Origin of the sequence: Dactylosporangium sp. NPDC006015 (genome assembly GCF_040614215.1) — a bacterium.
Lineage (GTDB): Bacteria > Actinomycetota > Actinomycetes > Mycobacteriales > Micromonosporaceae > Dactylosporangium > Dactylosporangium maewongense.
Map to the genome: position 1 here is coordinate 298,213 of NZ_JBEXUD010000009.1, position 15,679 is coordinate 313,891.

At 72.8% G+C, this 15,679-nt stretch carries 15 protein-coding genes; 6 read left to right on the plus strand and 9 right to left on the minus strand.

Annotation, left to right across the window (positions count from 1 at the left end):
- Window positions 1-36: 36 nt before the first annotated feature.
- Window positions 37-1,329, plus strand: coding sequence for a serine--tRNA ligase (gene serS / locus ABZ321_RS18920; protein WP_354892723.1), 1,293 nt, complete (start codon window positions 37-39; stop codon window positions 1,327-1,329).
- 626 nt (window positions 1,330-1,955) lie between these two features.
- Here the strand turns inward: serS and ABZ321_RS18925 are convergent.
- Both ABZ321_RS18925 and ABZ321_RS18930 read right to left on the minus strand, forming a co-directional pair.
- A complete protein-coding gene (locus tag ABZ321_RS18925; RefSeq protein ID WP_344498102.1) occupies window positions 1,956-2,546 on the minus strand; it encodes a TMEM165/GDT1 family protein in 591 nt (196 codons plus the stop codon).
- Between the two features lie 228 nt (window positions 2,547-2,774).
- Window positions 2,775-3,179 (minus strand): transcriptional repressor, encoded by a 405-nt coding sequence (locus ABZ321_RS18930; protein WP_344498100.1) that lies wholly within the window; start codon window positions 3,177-3,179, stop codon window positions 2,775-2,777.
- A 101-nt stretch (window positions 3,180-3,280) separates the two neighbouring features.
- Between ABZ321_RS18930 and ABZ321_RS18935 the strand changes: the two genes are divergently transcribed.
- Window positions 3,281-3,637 carry a hypothetical protein gene (locus ABZ321_RS18935; RefSeq protein ID WP_354892726.1) on the plus strand — a complete coding sequence of 119 codons (357 nt, stop codon included), beginning with the start codon at window positions 3,281-3,283 and terminating at the stop codon, window positions 3,635-3,637.
- 3 nt (window positions 3,638-3,640) lie between these two features.
- Window positions 3,641-4,747 carry a YafY family protein gene (locus ABZ321_RS18940; protein WP_354892729.1) on the plus strand — a complete coding sequence of 369 codons (1,107 nt, stop codon included), beginning with the start codon at window positions 3,641-3,643 and terminating at the stop codon, window positions 4,745-4,747.
- Window positions 4,748-5,229: 482 nt separating this feature from the next.
- On the opposite strand, the gene ABZ321_RS18945 is transcribed toward ABZ321_RS18940, so the two are convergent.
- Both ABZ321_RS18945 and ABZ321_RS18950 read right to left on the minus strand, forming a co-directional pair.
- Entirely contained in the window at window positions 5,230-6,144 is a 915-nt protein-coding gene (locus ABZ321_RS18945; RefSeq protein ID WP_344498094.1) for an SDR family oxidoreductase, read from the minus strand.
- Between the two features lie 76 nt (window positions 6,145-6,220).
- Complete coding sequence (locus ABZ321_RS18950; protein WP_354892732.1) at window positions 6,221-6,565, minus strand: hypothetical protein; 345 nt, start codon at window positions 6,563-6,565, stop codon at window positions 6,221-6,223.
- Window positions 6,566-6,620: 55 nt separating this feature from the next.
- Between ABZ321_RS18950 and ABZ321_RS18955 the strand changes: the two genes are divergently transcribed.
- A complete protein-coding gene (locus ABZ321_RS18955; RefSeq protein WP_354892735.1) occupies window positions 6,621-7,901 on the plus strand; it encodes a CoA transferase in 1,281 nt (426 codons plus the stop codon).
- A 204-nt stretch (window positions 7,902-8,105) separates the two neighbouring features.
- Here ABZ321_RS18955 and ABZ321_RS18960 read toward each other — a convergent pair whose 3' ends face one another.
- Window positions 8,106-9,449, minus strand: coding sequence for a condensation domain-containing protein (locus tag ABZ321_RS18960; protein WP_344498088.1), 1,344 nt, complete (start codon window positions 9,447-9,449; stop codon window positions 8,106-8,108).
- A gap of 196 nt (window positions 9,450-9,645) precedes the next feature.
- Between ABZ321_RS18960 and ABZ321_RS18965 the strand changes: the two genes are divergently transcribed.
- Window positions 9,646-10,800: a monooxygenase gene (locus tag ABZ321_RS18965; RefSeq protein WP_354892738.1), complete on the plus strand. Its 1,155-nt coding sequence runs from the start codon at window positions 9,646-9,648 to the stop codon at window positions 10,798-10,800.
- 37 nt (window positions 10,801-10,837) lie between these two features.
- Here the strand turns inward: ABZ321_RS18965 and ABZ321_RS18970 are convergent, their stop codons facing one another.
- From ABZ321_RS18970 to ABZ321_RS18985, 4 genes are all read right to left on the minus strand, one after another.
- Window positions 10,838-11,830, minus strand: coding sequence for a universal stress protein (locus tag ABZ321_RS18970; protein WP_344498084.1), 993 nt, complete (start codon window positions 11,828-11,830; stop codon window positions 10,838-10,840).
- A gap of 105 nt (window positions 11,831-11,935) precedes the next feature.
- The gene (locus ABZ321_RS18975; RefSeq protein ID WP_344498082.1) at window positions 11,936-12,289 is read right to left on the minus strand and encodes a GlsB/YeaQ/YmgE family stress response membrane protein; all 354 of its coding nucleotides are present in this window, start codon (window positions 12,287-12,289) and stop codon (window positions 11,936-11,938) included.
- 80 nt (window positions 12,290-12,369) lie between these two features.
- Complete coding sequence (locus tag ABZ321_RS18980; RefSeq protein ID WP_354892742.1) at window positions 12,370-12,903, minus strand: YciI family protein; 534 nt, start codon at window positions 12,901-12,903, stop codon at window positions 12,370-12,372.
- Window positions 12,904-12,926: 23 nt separating this feature from the next.
- On the minus strand, window positions 12,927-13,922 hold the full coding sequence (locus ABZ321_RS18985) for a PAS domain-containing sensor histidine kinase (RefSeq protein WP_354892745.1): 996 nt from the start codon (window positions 13,920-13,922) through the stop codon (window positions 12,927-12,929).
- Between the two features lie 113 nt (window positions 13,923-14,035).
- Here ABZ321_RS18985 and ABZ321_RS18990 point away from each other — a divergent pair, with 113 nt between their 5' ends.
- Window positions 14,036-15,259 carry an ROK family transcriptional regulator gene (locus tag ABZ321_RS18990; RefSeq protein WP_354892748.1) on the plus strand — a complete coding sequence of 408 codons (1,224 nt, stop codon included), beginning with the start codon at window positions 14,036-14,038 and terminating at the stop codon, window positions 15,257-15,259.
- Window positions 15,260-15,679: the final 420 nt, after the last annotated feature.

Genomic DNA, 15,679 nt, shown 5'->3' on the forward strand with positions numbered 1-15,679 from the left:
GCGTCCAGAAAATCTAGGCAAAGGTGCGCGGCAGACATGCTCGACATCGAGTTGATTCGCAAGGACCGGGCCTCCGTCGAGGCCGCACTGTCCAAGAGGCTCGATCCGTCTGAGGTGTCCCGCTCGCTGAGTGCCATCGCCGAGCTGGACAAGCAGCGCCGTGAGCTCATCGGCGACATCGACGCCGAGCGGGCCCGCCGCAAGGAGGAGGCCCGCGCCTTCGGCGCCGCGAAGGCGGCCGGCCAGGCGGTCGAGCCGACCACCCGCGACGCGAAGGCCGCGCTGCAGGAGCTCGAGGAGCGCCTCGCCGCGGTGCAGGAGCAGCTCACCACCGCGATGAGCGAGCTGCCCAACCTGCCGGCCGAGGACGTCGTGGCCGGCGGCAAGGAGGCGAATGTCGTCGTCAAGGTCTTCGGCGAGGCGCCGAAGATCGACAACGTCCGCGACCACGTCACCCTCGCCAACGAGCTGGGCCTCGTCGACTTCGAGCGCGGCGTGAAGCTCGGCGGCTCCGGCTTCTGGATCTACACGGGCTGGGGCGCCCGCCTCGAGTGGGCCCTGGTCAACTGGTTCATCGACCGCCACTTCACCGCGGGCTACCAGTTCATGCTGCCGCCGCACCTGCTGCTGGACTCGGCGGGCTATGCCGCGGGGCAGTTCCCGAAGTTCTACGACGACGTGTTCCACATCGCCACCGACGACGACGAGCGCGGCCGCTTCCTGCTGCCGACGTCGGAGACCGCGATCCTCGGCGCGTACCAGAACGAGATCTTCGATACCGCCGACCTGCCGCACAAGGCGTATGCGTACACGCCCTGCTACCGCAGCGAGAAGGCCGGCTCGCACTCCGACGAGCGCGGCACGGTCCGCGGCCACCAGTTCAACAAGGTCGAGATCTTCCAGTTCACCACTCCCGAGGACGGCGAGAAGACCCTCGAGGAGATGGTCGACTACGCGGAGGACCTGGTCAGCTCGCTCGGCCTGCACTTCCGGCGCTCGCTGCTCGCCGCCGGCGACTCCAGCGCCTCGATGCGCAAGACCATCGACATCGAGGTCTGGATGCCGAGCACCGGCAAGTACAAGGAGGTCTCCTCGGTCTCCTGGGCGGGCGACTACCAGGCCCGCCGCGCCGGCATCCGCTACCGGGTCCCGGGCTCGAAGAACAACCGCTTCGTCCACACCCTGAACGGTTCCGCCCTGGCCACCAGCCGCATCTTCCCGGCGATCCTCGAGCAGTTCCAGCAGCCCGACGGCTCGGTCCTCGTCCCCGAGGTCCTCCGCGACAAGGTCGGCACCGACCGCATCGTCAAGCCGACCAAGCGACGCTGAGCTCCGGAAGCCTTCCGCTTCCCGGGCAGGTCCGGCACCGACCCGCCGGACCTGCCCGTCTACGCCTCGCCGCCCGGTGCCATGCCCATCAGCGGCCTCGCGCCGTGGTTCCTGGCCGGGCCGGCTCTCCTGACCCGGCCGAGGTTCCTGGGCCGGCAGGTGTTCCTGGGCTGGCCCGGGGTTCCTGACCTGGCGGGGTTCCTGACCTGGCCGGCGCTCCTGGCCGTCTGTCGGCATGCGTCGCAGTGCTGTAGCCCGGGCACAGGCTCGTCCAAGTTGGCCTGGATGCTGAACGGGCCAGGTTGGGCAGCTCGCTCATCGCGGTGGTGAGCTGCTCCTGCACCGCGGCGAGGCGCTCCTCAAGCTCCTGCAGCGCGGCCTTCGCGTCGCGGGTGGTCGGCTCGACCGCCTGGCCGGCCGCCTTCGCGGCGCCGAAGGCGCGGGCCTCGCGCCGCTCTTTTCTAGCCCGCCGCGCCACGCGTCACGTTCCCCACGCCGCCGGGTCGCACTCCCGGGACGTCGGGCCCTCCTCCTGCGACGCCGGCGCACTGCGCGGCGGAGCGCCTTCCGCCCCAGTACACGAGCGCGTCCTCGGCGAGGTACTGGGGCGGAGGCGGCGTCCGTGGTTACAGGAGCTCGCCGAGGGCCTCGATGAGCAGCCAGACGCCGAAGAGGACGAACAGGGCGGCGGCGCCGTACTTGATGGTGCGTTCCGGAAGGTGCTTGCCGAGGAGGCGGCCGGCGAGGATGGCGAGGGCGTCGGCGGCGACCATGCCGATGGTGGAGCCCAGCCAGGTGCCGAACCAGCCGTGCTGGGTGGCGAGGGTGATGGTGGCGAGCATGGTCTTGTCGCCGAGCTCGGCCAGGAAGAACGCGACGCCGACGGTGAAGATGGCGGACCGGGTGGTGGGCTGGTTGACCTTGTCGCGCTCCTCGTCGGTGAGGGAGTCGCCGCGCAGCGTCCAGGCGCCGAACGCGAAGAAGGCGAGCGCCGCCACCAGGGAGATCCAGGCGGTCGGGAGGGCGGCGCCCAGGCCGTACCCCACGGCGACGGAAACCAGGTGGACCAGGGCCGTGGCGACGGTGATACCGATCAGGACCGGAACGGTCTTGAACCTGGTGGCGAACGTCAGCGCCATCAGCTGCGACTTGTCGCCCAGCTCAGCGACGAAGATGACGCCGAAACTGATGGCCAGGGCAGCGAGGAAACCGCTCATGTGGTTGCAGATACCTTCCCGGAGATGGCCGGGAGGAGGGCACGGACGACCTCGACCCGGCTTGTTCAGCCTGAGTCGAAGGTCTCGTCCGCCCTGTGCGGCACCGGACGGGTCCGGACGCCATGAGCACTGGGCCGCGTGGCCGGGGACGCGAGCGCCCCAGTATGTCGACCACGCAGTTGGAGGACTACTCCCCTTCGCGCTCCACCAGGGTAACCGACGGAGACGTCAGCGCGCGCAGCGTCCGCACGTGCCGAAGATCTCAAGCGTGTGGCTCACGTCGGTGAAGCCGTGCTCCTCGCCGATGCGGTCCGCCCAGCGCTCGACGGCGGGTCCGAGGACCTCGACGGTACGCCCGCAGCTGCGGCACACGAGGTGATGGTGGTGGCGGTCGCTGCAGCGCCGGTACCGGGTGTCGCTGCCCGGGACCTGCATGACGTCGATCTCGTTGGTCTCGGCGAGCAGCTGCAGGGTCCGGTAGACGGTGGTGAGGCCGACGTTGGCGCCGCGTTCACGGAGCATGACGTGCAGCTCCTGGGCGCTGTGGAACCCGTCGACGTTGCTGAGCAGCGTCATCACGGCGTCACGCTGGCGGGTGTTGCGCCGGGCAGGGTGCTGCTCCACGTCGTTCACCCGAAAAAGCTTAGCGTGACCTCACCAAAGCGCTGCAGCGGAGCCGAGAGCCAGCTGGAGCGGCGGCGAAAATTGTCGTACCTGCGCGGTACCGTGCCGTCGTGGAGATTCGCCTTGAGGTCGACGACGAGGAGTCGTTGCGTCAGCTGTACCGGTGGCTGCGCGACGACGAGATCATTCGCACGGTCCGGGTGAGCCTGACGCCGACGGCGCCCCGGCCCGGGGAGATGGGCGGCGCGTTCGAGGTCGTCAACGCCCTGGTGAGCAACGGCATCGCGCTCGGCGGGCTGCTGATGGCGGTGGTGACGTGGCGCGGGACCCGGCCCCGGCCGCCGCGGGTGCGGATCCGGCGCGGCGACGTGGTCGTCGAGCTGGACGGCTCCTCCTCCCCCGAGGACATCCGGCGGATCGTCGAAACGCTCGACCCACCGGCCGCACCCGATCAGGACCCGGCGTAGGCGATGCGCGCGTCGCGGCTCATCTCGCTCGTGCTGCTGCTCCAGGCCGGCGGCACGGTGACGGCGGCTGAGCTGGCCGAGGCCCTGGAGGTCTCCGAGCGCACCATCTACCGCGACATCCTCGCCCTGTCCGCGGCCGGCGTTCCCGTGTATTCGGAGCAGGGCCGCGCCGGTGGATACCGGCTCCTCGACGGGTATCGCACGAAGCTCACCGGTCTCAGCCGCGCCGAGGCGGAGGCGCTGTTCCTGTCGGGGCTGCCCGGCCCGGCCCGTGACATGGGCCTCGGCGACGTGCTCGCCGTAGCTGAGCTGAAGGTGGCCGCGGCGCTGCCCGCCCCGATCCGCGACGCGTCGAGCCGCGCACGGCAGCGGTTCCACCTGGACGTGCCCGGGTGGTTCGAGGACCCGGCCCAGCCGCCGCCCTGGCTGGCCGACCTGGCCCGCGCCGTCTGGGACGACCGGGTCATCCAGCTGCGGTATGAGCGCCGCGCCGGCCGACCCGACGCGGGCGGGCGCACCGACGCGGGCGGGCGCACCGACGACCGCACGGTGGCCGGGCGGCGGGAGGTCGTCGCGCGGACCGTGGAGCCGTATGGGCTCGTGCTCAAGAACGGAGGGTGGTATCTCGTCGGGCGCGTCGCCGGCGACCTGCGGGTGTACCGGGTGGACAAGATCGCCGAGCTGACCGTCGACGAGACGGGGTTCACGCGGGACGTGGAGTTCGACCTCGGCGCGTTCTGGGCGGAGCGCGCCGACGAGTTCGTGCGGCGGGTCCTCGCCGAGCGGGTCACGATCAGGCTCACGCCGGCCGGGCTGCGGACGCTGCGGCACGCGGTGGAGGCCCTCGCGGTGCGGGAGGCCCACTTCCACCCGCCCGACGAGCAGGGCCGGGTGGTGGTGGACCTGCCCGTGGAGTCGGTCGCCGTGGCGTACACACAGTTACTGCGGCTCGGGCCCGACGTCGAGGTGCTCGAGCCCGAGCCGTTACGCGACCTCATGCGCAGCGCCGCCGACAGGATGGCTGCCCTCTACCGGTCGCCGGAGCAGCCGAACACCGTCGCGCCTGGCGAGCCCGGTGGCGACGACGCAGACGTAGGCGACGCGGCGTAGGGCACCCACGTCTCCGGCGTGCGGTGGAGGTCGGATCCGTCACGCAAGACCGCGCGCCCGAAGCAGGCGGGACAGCCCCACCAGCAGCGAGCGTGAGGGCAGGTCGGACCTGTGACCCACGGCCGCGTGAGGGACAGGCACGGCCGCGATCGCAACGGACGAGATGGCGGCCCTCCACCGGCAGCAGCCGGTCCCGGCAGATCCCGGGCAGCGCCCCGCGGGCAGGCGACCCACGGCAATTCGGCGCGGACCGGATCGGGCGGCGCCGGCCACCCGACGGGGACCCGGGGCAGCGCTCCACCGGCAGCCAGCCAGCCACCGCAAACCGCGGACAGTTCGCCACCAGCGGTCGTCACGCACCGAGCGCTGGCAAGTAGCCGGTCAGCGCAAACCCCGGAAGCGGCCACCGTCGCCGGTCAGCGCAAACCCTGGAAGGCAGGCCACCGCCGCCCCGCCACCGCGACCTCCAGGACAGCGTGCGGCTACCGGTAGCCGGTGGCGTCGGCGGGCTTGCCCGGTTCGTGGACCTCGCGGAAGTAGCGCCACCAGTCGGGACGGCTGCCGTCGAGGTCGGTGAAGCCGTACACCTGCGACAGCTGGCCGCTGGACAGGGACTGGCCGGTCCAGCGGGCGACGTCAGGGTCGGCGGCGAGGGCGGCGACGGCGCGGCCGACGTACGCCGGGGACTCCGAGATGACGAAGTGTGGTTCCTTGGCCGTCGCGTCGAGCCAGTTGGACTCGGTGACGCCGAAGTGGTCGAGCATCTGCTCCGAGCGCAGCCAGCCGGGGGTGAGGGAGACCGCGGTCGCGCCGTGTGGGCGTAGTTCGTGGGCCTGGGCGAACGCGAGTCGCAGGACGGACATCTTCGCCAGGTCGTAGAAGAACGAGACGCGGTAGTTGTCCAGGTTGTACGCGAGGGTGCCGTCCGTCATCTCGACGACCAGGCCGCCGGGGTTGCGGATGAGGAGGGGCAGGGCGTGGTAGCTGGTGATGATGTGCGTGTCGATCGCCAGGCGCAGGATGTGCAGGCCGGTGTCGAGCGAGTCCTCCCACAGCGGCTTGTCCCAGGTGAACAGCTTCTCGGCGCCCCAGATGTCGTTGACGAGGACGTCGAGCCGGCCCTGCTCGGCGTCGATGCGGGCGACGAGCGAGCGCACCTGGTCGGGCACCAGGTGGTCGACCTGCACGGCGATCCCGGTGCCACCGGCGGCGGTCACCAGCTCGGCGGTCTCCTCGATGGTCTCGGGCCGGTCGATCTCGGAGGGTTGCTCGCGGGTGGTGCGTCCCGTCGCGTACACCGTGGCGCCCGCCGCGCCGAGCTGCACCGCGATCTGCCTGCCTGCGCCCCTCGTCGCGCCGGCGACCAGGGCGACCTTGCCTTTCAGCGGTTGTTCCATACAGACGACCGTGCCAGAAAAACCTGACAACCCGTGTCCGACTTCAGAGAAGGCCGGCTTCAGAGAAAGGCCGACTTCAGAGAAGGCTCTTGCCGGCGGTGCGCGGGCGGGGGACGCCGTCGACGGAGACGCAGATGCCGTACACCTTGGCGTGGCCGGTCCAACCGTTGACCCGGCCGCGGTTGTTGCTGATCTGCACCCGGCGGCCCGCGGCGTCGACAGCGGACACCAGGTGCAGGTACACCGTGCCGGCCACCTTCGCCAGGACGATGTCGCCGACCTCGACCAGCGCCGGGTCGACCGGATTGACCGTCACCAGCTGGCGGCTGCGCACCAGCGGCACCATCGACGACCCGCTGGGCCGGAACTGCACCGTCGCGCCGCCGGCGACCCGGGCGGCGACCATGTCGAGAGCACCCATCGTGCCCGTCAGCATGCACCCGCCCGCGCGGCGGCGTCGAGCGAGAATGGCGACCGTGAGCGTTGAGATCTCCGGTCCCGCTGTTCCTGCTGTACTGGCGGCGCCCCTCGCCGTCGCCGGGTGCGCGACCGCGGCCGTGACCATGTGCCTGGAGGCGGCCGCGGACCTCGCCGAGGCGCGCACCGGCCACCGCCCCGCCGTCTCCCTCGACACCGGGCACGTCGCCGCGGCCGTCCGCGCCGAGGCGCTGCTGCGGGACCCGCAGGGGCGCGGCATCGACGGGTTCGCGCCGCTGTCGCGCCTGTGGCCCGCCGCCGACGGCTGGGTCCGCACCCACGCCAACTACCCGTGGCACCGCGCCGCACTCCTCACCGCCCTCGAAGCGGAAAGCGCGGATGTGGAGAGCGTGGCCGAGACGATCGCCGGAATGCCCGCCTTGATGGTGGAGCGTCTGGTGTACGAAGCGGGCGGCCTCGCCGTCGCCGCCCGCCGACCCGGCGAACTGCCGGGACCGGCCGGCCCGCTGGTGCGAACCACGCCCCTCGGCACCGCGACCGGGCGGCCGGAGGGCACCGGTGCGCGAGGGTCGCTGCCGGCCGCCGGGATCCGGGTCCTCGACCTGACCCGGGTCATCGCCGGTCCCGTCGGCACACGGATGCTCGCCGCGCTCGGCGCCGACGTCCTACGGATCGACCACCCCGCGCGGCCCGAGCTGCCCGGGCTCGCCGTCGACGGGGTCCTCGGGAAGGCCAGCGCGCTGCTGGACGCCGGCGAGGACCCGGCGACGCTGCACAGGCTGCTGGACGGCGCCGACGTGCTCGTCACCGGGTACCGGCCGGGCGCCCTCCGCCGGCTCGGCCTGGACGCCGACCAGATCGCCGAGCGGCACCCCGGCACGGTCGTGGTGACGCTGTCCGCGTGGGGCACCGGCGGGCCGTGGGGCGCGCGGCGCGGCTTCGACAGCCTGGTCCAGGTCGCGACCGGGATCGGCTGGCTGACCAGGGACGCGTCCGGCCGGCCCGGGGCGCTGCCGTGCCAGCTGCTCGACCACGCGACCGGATACCTCGTCGCCGCCGGAGCCCTGACCGCCCTCGCCGAGCGGGCGCGCACCGGGGTCGCCGCGCACGTCGAGGTGTCCCTGGCCCGGACCGCCGCCTGGCTGATCGGTGCGCCGCTCGACGGGACGCCACCGGTGGAGACGCCGGTCGCGCCGCACCTGGTGCCGCTCGGCAACGGCTGGACCGGCGTCGCCCCGCCCGGCGCGCTGGACGGCGTGCCGCTCAGCTGGCCCCGCCTGCCCCCGTCCTACGGGACCGCACCCGCCGCCTGGAGCTGACCGCCCCGCCACCCCGGCCGCCACGGAAAGCCCCGCAACGACCGCCGCGGAAGCCCACCCCGGTCGCCACGGAAGCCCCACCCCGGTCGCCGCGGAAGCCCCGCGACGGCCGCCACGGAATTCGCCGCAGCGGCCGGGTGGAAGCGCCTGCCGCCACCGCGTCGAGTCGCCACGAAGGACTCCACGAGCACCCGGCGGGCGTTCCTACAGCGCCGCGGGCTGGAGGGCGGCGGCCTTCGACGCGAGCTCGTCCATCGCCTGCAGGACCGCAGCCGCGGACGCCGGGGTGACGTGGGCCGTGTCCAGGTACGCGGTGAGCCGCAACGCCTCGGCGCCGTCGCTGGTCGCGTCGTCGACGTGCACGAACAGCGGCTCGAACGTCGGCGCCTCCTGCGCGGCCACCCACCGGAACGCCGCCGGCGCGTCAGGGGCGGGACCGGCGCCGCGGCGGTCGTTGAAGTAGCAGCCGAGCTCGATCGGCGCGCCGCGCTCGCGGCCGACGCGGTCGACGAGGTCGGCCATCTCCGCCTGGTGGAAGTACGCGTACTTGTACGCCGACAGCGCCGCCCGGCCCGCCCGGGGCAGCAGGTCCTCGAACGAGCCGCCGCCGACGTCGATGCGGAACAGGCCGGCCTGCGCGAGGGTGCAGACGACGTCGGCGAGGCCGGGCCTGAACCGGTTGCTGGTGATCGGCCGGATCACGACGGGGTCGACGCCGAGGACGCCGTGCAGGGCGGCCGCGTACAGGGTGAGCAGCACCGTCGCGGACTCGACGCCGCTGCGGTCGCTGATCGCCCGCACCGCCGCCGGCAGCGACGGGGAGGTGAGCTCGCCCTGCCGGTACCGTGGCGAAACCACCTCGGCGGGCGGCGGGAACCTGACCGGGTCGACGTCCCGGACGATCCGCTCCCAGTGGCGCTGGGCGTGCTCGTTGTGTCGGCGGCCGGCCGGTGACGTCTGCCATCCGGCCTGCGCGAGGGGCTGCAGCCCGGCGACCGGCGTGGCGGTGCGGGCGGCGACCTCGGTCATCATCGTGACGGCCCCGGCGGCGTCGGTGACGAAGTGGCTCACCAGCAGCACCACGTGGGTGAGCCGGCCGCCCTGCCGGACGACGGCGTACCGCACCGGCCACTCGGCGGCGAAGTCCATCGGCGTGTCCCTGAGCCGCTCGTGCACGGCCGCGGCGACCAGATCCGCGCTGTCCGGTCCTGCGCCGGTCCCACCTGCGTCATTGTCGGCGTCGGTACCGACGTCGTGGACCTCGACCGTGAGCTCGCCCGACGCGTGCACGACCTGCTCGGGCCGGCCGCCGGCGCCGGTGTGCACCCGGGTCCGCATCGGCTGGTAGCGGCCCATCAGGTACCGGACCTCGTCGACGACCTCGTCGAGCGTCGTCCCCTCGGGCAGCGGCCGGACCCCGCCGAGCGGCAGCCAGGTGCCCTGCTTGACGATCGCCGACCAGTTCTCCAGCTGCCCCCATGACAGCGGCCCGGTGCCGGCGCCGTCACCTTCGAACCGCACGACCACCCGTTCCGGCGCAACAACCATCGCCGGTCCTCCTCAGTTTTCGACTTTCGGCGGCAAAGTTTCCACATAGTGCCGCAAGAAGTCCTCATCCACCATTACCCATCGAGTCGATTGACCCCGAGGGGCACTATCAGGGAGAACCCCGGATGTGTCGCCCGAATCCGGAGAGAATCATCAACATCGATTCATAACCGGCGCCGTCCACGGGGAGGCAACGATGAAGAGACTGGTCGCGCTCGCGGCGGTGGTCCTGCTCGCGGCGTGTGGCGGGTCGAAGGACCCGGAATCGGCACCGTCGGCCGCGGCGCCGGCGAGCGGGGCGCACAGCGGGCACCTCTCCGCGCCGCCCGCCGAGCCGCTCCGGGCCGGGGAACGCTTCCAGAGCCTGTCGATGCCGGCGTCGTACACGCCGAAGGCACCCAACGGCGGCACCGACGAGTACCGGTGCTTCCTGGTCGACCCGAAGCTGACGAGCGAGGCGTACCTGACGGGCGGCCAGTTCCTGCCGCAGAACGCCGACATCGTGCACCACGCGATCTTCTTCCGCATCGCGCCCGGCTCCGCCGACGAGGCCCGCAGACTCGACGCCGGCACGCCCGGCGACGGCTGGACGTGCTTCGGCGACTCGGGCGTAGAAGGCGACACGTGGGTCGCGTCCTGGGCACCGGGCGCCAACGAGACGCTCCTCGCGCCCGACCTCGGCTACCAGATGCCGCCCGGCAGCCTCATCGTCATGCAGATCCACTACAACCTGCTCGCCACCGGCGGCCCGGCGGGCGGCGCGGACCGGTCGAGCATCCGCCTGCGGCTCAACGACACCACCTCGGCGATGACACCGCTGCAGACGTCGCTGCTGCCGGCGCCGATCGAGCTGCCGTGCACGCCGGCCGAGTCGGGCCCGCTGTGCGACCGCGCCGCGGCCGTCGCCGACGTCGGCAAGCGCTTCGGCGAGGAGATCGGCGGCCAGGCCGACCGGCTGCTGCGGCTGTGCGCGAAGGGCGCCCCGCCGGCCGCGGGCCCGACCCAGCACTGCGACCGCCCCGTGCCCGGCAGGTCCACGGTGTACGCGGTGGCCGGCCACATGCACCTGCTGGGCCGGTCCATCAAGATCGAGCTCAACCCCGGCCGGGCCGGCGCGCAGACGCTGCTCGACGTCCCCCGGTACAACTTCGACGACCAGGCGATCCACCCGCTCGCCAAGCCCGTCGTGCTGCAGCCGGGCGACACGCTGCGGGTCACCTGCACCCACGACGCGGCCCTGCGCGGCCAGCTGCCCCAGCTGAAGGGCACCGCGCCCCGTTACGTGGTCTGGGGCGACGGCACCAGCGACGAGATGTGCCTCGGCCTCGTCATCATGACTCCCAGCGCCTGACGTCCGACCGTCCCGGCGGTCCGCGGCGGGGGGATGGTCACACGCTGCGGGTGACGAGGACCGGACTCGCGGCGTGATGGACGATGAGCTGGGTGCGGGGGTTGGGGCGGGGGTTCTCGAACCAGCTGTCCCGGTGCGCGCCCAGGACGAGCAGCAGGGCGGAGTCGGCGGCGCCGGTGAGGGCCTCCACGACCGGCTCGTCGGAGCCGGCGAAGCTGGCGTCGACGTCGCCGTGCCCGCGCAGCCACGGGGTCAGCTCGGCGTGGACGGCGGCGTGCGACCGGGCCCGCCCGGCGTGCAGGGCGACCATCGGGACGTGCCGGGACAGGGCCTCGTCGTAGGCGAACTCGAGCGCGCGCCAGGCCGACGGTGAGCCGTCGACGCCGACCACGACCGGGGCGGCGCCCGGCAGGGCCGTCATCGGGTCGGCGCCGGGGCCGGCCAGGTCCGGGCCGGGCCGGCCACCGACATGCCGCACGCCGCGGCGCGGGACCGCGCTGACCGGCCCTAGCCCGTACCTCGTCTGGCCGTTCCCGGCCGCGGCGTGACCGGCACCGCTGCCGAAGTGCGGTGACAGCTCCGGCATGCTCAGGAACTGGCTGGGTTCGGGCAGCTCGGGGGTCGGGGGTCCGGCGGCGGACTCGGGGATCCAGCGTTCGCCGCGGTTGACGACGAGGATGGGGCAGTGGGCGTACGCGGCGAGCTGGGCGCCGACCGACGAGTTCAGCTGGCCGCCGTCGTGCGTCCTGCCGCCGATCGCCACCAGGCTCGCGGACCGGGACTGCTCCTGCAGGACCCGGCCCGGCCGGCCGCCCACCGTGACCGTCTCCACCGAGATGCCCGGCTGCCAGGCCCGGGCGTCGTCGGCCGCGTCGAGGACGATCCCCTGCCCGTCGGCGTGGCCTTCCCAGCTCATCGCGTGCACGATCCGCAGCGTCCGCCCGTGGCGGGCGGCCTCGTCGGCGGCCCACCGGACCGCGCCGAGACTCGCCATGGACCCGTCGACGCCGGCGACCACTGGTCTGTCCATGCATCCAACGTCCCTCGCCGGACCGGCATCGACCACCCCTCGGGATGAGGAAACCGGCCCGGACGACGGGTGGGCGCCGGCCCCGCAGCGCCTGCCCAGGCCCGCCTAGTCCTCGGCCTTCTTGCGGCGGCGGGGGCGGCTGGCGCGCTTGCGGGGCTTCGGGTTGCCGGAGGCGAGCCTGGTGTAGGTCAGCATGTTGGCCAGCCCGATGCCGATCGTCGCGAACAGCACCTGGATGCCGAGCTCCCACCAGCTCCACTCGATCTTCCAGAGCTTCACGAGGGCCTTGTCGTCGACGTTGACGAGCTCGGCGACCAGCGTGCCGAGCAGGGCCGCGCCCACGCCGATGAGGAACGTGATGAACAGGCCGATCGACTGGCGGCCCGGCAGGACCAGCCGGCCGAGGACACCGATGAGCAGACCGATCGGGATCGCGCTCAAAAAGTCGTTGATGTGCATGGCACCCGCGCTCCCCTCGCGTTGAAGCAATCGACCGGCACCGTACACGTCCGCGGCAAGATCCGCAGGATTGGGAGCCGCTACCGGCGGCCGCCCATCTGCCACGGGTGGATCTCGACCTCCTCGTAGCCGTCCGGCAGGAACGACCCGTCAGCCCGCGACGCCTCGACCAGCACGGCGGTGCCGAGCCAGCCGCCGTCGTCGTGCGAGAACAGCTCGCCGCGGGCCAGGGTGCCCGGCCTCGGCGGCACGGCGGCGGAAGGGGACGCGCCGGGGGTGGCGTGGCCGATGAGCAGGAAACCGGAGCCCTCGCCGGAGGCGTGCTGCCACATGGTGCCGCCGAGGGTGTCCTCGTACCGCAGCAGCAGGACGGGATCGTAGACGCCGGCCCGGTAGTTGGGCTCGTCGAACGCGAACGCCCGGGCGGCGGCCAGGTCCGGCAGGTCGACGATGTGGATGCTGCCGGTCGCCTCGCTGCGGTCCTCGCTCAGCGTCGGGCCGCGGGCGGTGAGCTCCTTGACGTAGCCGTCCATGTACGCCCAGTGCTTCTCGACGAGCTCCTCGCGCAGCGGCCCGGTGCCGGGAACGTCGATGCCCCATACGAAGTGCAGCATGGTGCCGCAGTCTTCCATGCCTGTTAACCGGGCAGATGCGCGGCCAGCACCGTGGCGCCTTCCGGGTCTGTATCGGTGGTCAGCCGGCCGCCGTGCCGGGCGATGATGGCGCGGCACAGCATCAGCGCGGTCGAGTCGTGCCGGACGCCGTCGCCGGTCAGTGGGGACGACGTGAAGAGCCGGTCGCCGCCGCGGCCGCCGATGGGCACGGTGACCCGCCAGCCGCTGCCGGTGGCCGTGACGCCGACGGTGAGCAGCGCGCCCGGCTCGGCCGCGGCGAGCCCGATCCCGATCATGGCGTCGACCAGCCGGCGCAGCAGCACCCGCTCGCCCTGCACCGTGGCGTCGGGGTCGGCGTGGGCGGTCAGGTGCACGGCGGCGGCCTTCGCGGCACCGGTCCAGCCGGCCAGCGCCTCGGCGACGATCCTCTCCAGTTGCACTTTCTCGCCGGTACCGGTGGGCGCGGCGTTCTCGATGCGGGCCAGCTCCGTCACGTTGTCGATGAGGCCCAGCAGCCGCTGCGCGTTTCGGGCGACGGCCGCGACCGGCGCGGCGAGGGGATCCGGCTCGGTCACCTCCTCGCCGAGCAGCTCCGACATCGCGGCGATCGACGTGACGGGGGTGCGCAGCTCGTGCGACACGGCCGCGGTGAACTCGGCCTTCATCGCGACCAGCTCGGCGAGGGCCCGGTTCTGCCGGCGGAGCCTGGCCCGGTCGGCGATGCGGTGCGACACGTCCCGCAGCACCAGGCAGCGCCCCTCGTGCGGGGTGCCGGGCAGCAGCGGGCCGCTCCAGCTCCACTCGACGACCAGCCCGGGCCGCGGCGACCAGCGCCCGCTGTCCTCGGCCGCCATCGCCGCCGCGACGGTGTCGCCGACCTTCTTCCCGGTCGCCTGCTCGCCGAGGAGGTCGCGGGTCGCCTGGTTGGCCGCCACGACGGTGCCATCGGCGCTGGTGACGAGCAGCCCGGTGCCGAGCTGGTCCAGCGCCGCCGCCAGCAGCTCCGGATCGACCGTCATCCTCTTGACCCGCTTTTCGTCGCTTTGCCCCGTTAGTGAGCTTAAGTGACGGCCACCCGACCGCGCGTGGCGATTGACACCCGCCGACGGACGCCCATACGGTTCGAGCCACCATGACGCACCTCGGCGGATCGTCCAAGCTGCTCAGGGCCATGAACGACGCGGCGGCCCTGAGTCATGTCCTCGAACGCGGCCCACTCACGCGCGGAGACCTGCGTGAGCTCACCGGCCTGTCCAAGCCCACGATCTCCGAGGCGCTGCGCCGGCTCACCGAGGCGAAGCTCGTCACGGTCGTCGGCTACGTCAGCGCCGGCCCCGGCCCCAACGCCGAGGTGTATGCGGTGAACCCCGACGCGGCGTACTCCGTCGCGCTGTCCGTGCGCGACCGGACCTTCGGCGAGACGTCCGACTCGTCGCTGCCGGCCGTCACGGCCGCGGTCACGGACCTCGCGGGCGCCGTCCGTGGCCGGCTCGACCTGGCTGTGGACTTCACCCGTACCGACCCCGTCTCCGCCGTCGTGGACGCCGTCCAGGACGTGTGCAAGGAGGCCAGGATCGCGCCGGACCCCGTCGCGCAGGTGCAGATCGCGGTCGCCGGGTCGTTCGACCCGCGCACCGACGTCCTGCACCACGTGGAGGTCCCCGGCTGGAGCCGCCCCGGGCTCATCGACGACCTGCGCCGCCGCCTCGGCGTCCCCGTCGGCGTCGACAACGACGTCAACCTGGCCGCCGTCGCCGAACGCGCCCACGGCGCCGGCCGCGACGCGGAGAGCTTCGCCCTGCTGTGGCTCGGCGAGGCGGGCCTCGGCCTCGCCATCGACCTCGGCGGCACCCTGCTGCGCGGCGCCCGCGGCGGCGCTGGCGAGATCGGCTACATGCCGATGATGCTGCCCGGCGTCACCGGCGGCCGCGGCTTCACCGGCCGCGTCGACTTCCAGGATCTCGTCGGCGGCGGCGCCGTGCTCGACCTCGCCGCCGAGTACGGCATCCGGGAGCGCACCGCCGCCGGCACCATGGCCACCGCCGTCGCCCGCGCCGCCGACCGCGACGAGGCCGCCCGCAGCTTCGTCACCACCCTCGCCGGCCGGATCGCGATCGGCCTGTCGGCCGTCGTCGCCGTCCTCGACCCGCCGCTCGTCGTCATCGGCGGCGAGGTCGGCCAGGCGGGCGGCCCCGTCCTGAGCACCGCGGTCGCGACCGCCCTGGCCGAGGCGGCGCCGCTGGAGACGTCGATCGCCACCAGCACCCTCACCGACGACGCCGCCCTCCTCGGCGCCCAGGAAGCCGGCCGCTCCGCCGTCCGCGACTCGATCCTCGCCACCCTCCGCCGCCCGTAGTAACGAGAACCCTCCGCAACCGAACACAACCCCCTTCCGTTGCCGGACATTTCGGATTTGCTCAGCGCCCGATTCCATGAGCCGGAAGACCTTTTGCTGCCAGAGCGACACAAAGTCTTCCGGATCATGAGAAACCACCGCGCCCTAGCGCCGCTCGCTTCCAGTGCCGGACATTCCGGTTTTGCGACGGAAGGTGCTCAGCGCTGAGCCGCCACACCCGCCCACCCCATGATCCGGTAAAGGTTGTGCAGCCAGGGGTGCACAAGGTCTTCCGGATCATGAGAAACCACCGCGCCCTGGCGACACTCGCTTCCAATGCCGGACATTCCGGATTTGCGACGGAAGGCGCTCAGCGCTGAGCCGCCACACCCGCCCACCCCATGATCCGGTAAAGGTTGTGCAGCCAGGGGTGCACAAGGT

Bases quoted from the DNA above. Each gene is read 5' to 3' on its own strand.
- serS (WP_354892723.1), top strand. From the start codon at position 37: ATGCTCGACATCGAGTTGATTCGCAAGGACCGGGCCTCCGTCGAGGCC.
- ABZ321_RS18925 (WP_344498102.1), bottom strand. From the start codon at position 2,546: ATGAGCGGTTTCCTCGCTGCCCTGGCCATCAGTTTCGGCGTCATCTTC.
- ABZ321_RS18940 (WP_354892729.1), top strand. From the start codon at position 3,641: ATGCGCGCGTCGCGGCTCATCTCGCTCGTGCTGCTGCTCCAGGCCGGC.
- ABZ321_RS18945 (WP_344498094.1), bottom strand. From the start codon at position 6,144: ATGGAACAACCGCTGAAAGGCAAGGTCGCCCTGGTCGCCGGCGCGACG.
- ABZ321_RS18950 (WP_354892732.1), bottom strand. From the start codon at position 6,565: ATGGGTGCTCTCGACATGGTCGCCGCCCGGGTCGCCGGCGGCGCGACG.
- ABZ321_RS18960 (WP_344498088.1), bottom strand. From the start codon at position 9,449: ATGGTTGTTGCGCCGGAACGGGTGGTCGTGCGGTTCGAAGGTGACGGC.
- ABZ321_RS18965 (WP_354892738.1), top strand. From the start codon at position 9,646: ATGAAGAGACTGGTCGCGCTCGCGGCGGTGGTCCTGCTCGCGGCGTGT.
- ABZ321_RS18970 (WP_344498084.1), bottom strand. From the start codon at position 11,830: ATGGACAGACCAGTGGTCGCCGGCGTCGACGGGTCCATGGCGAGTCTC.
- ABZ321_RS18975 (WP_344498082.1), bottom strand. From the start codon at position 12,289: ATGCACATCAACGACTTTTTGAGCGCGATCCCGATCGGTCTGCTCATC.
- ABZ321_RS18980 (WP_354892742.1), bottom strand. From the start codon at position 12,903: ATGCTGCACTTCGTATGGGGCATCGACGTTCCCGGCACCGGGCCGCTG.
- ABZ321_RS18985 (WP_354892745.1), bottom strand. From the start codon at position 13,922: ATGACGGTCGATCCGGAGCTGCTGGCGGCGGCGCTGGACCAGCTCGGC.
- ABZ321_RS18990 (WP_354892748.1), top strand. From the start codon at position 14,036: ATGACGCACCTCGGCGGATCGTCCAAGCTGCTCAGGGCCATGAACGAC.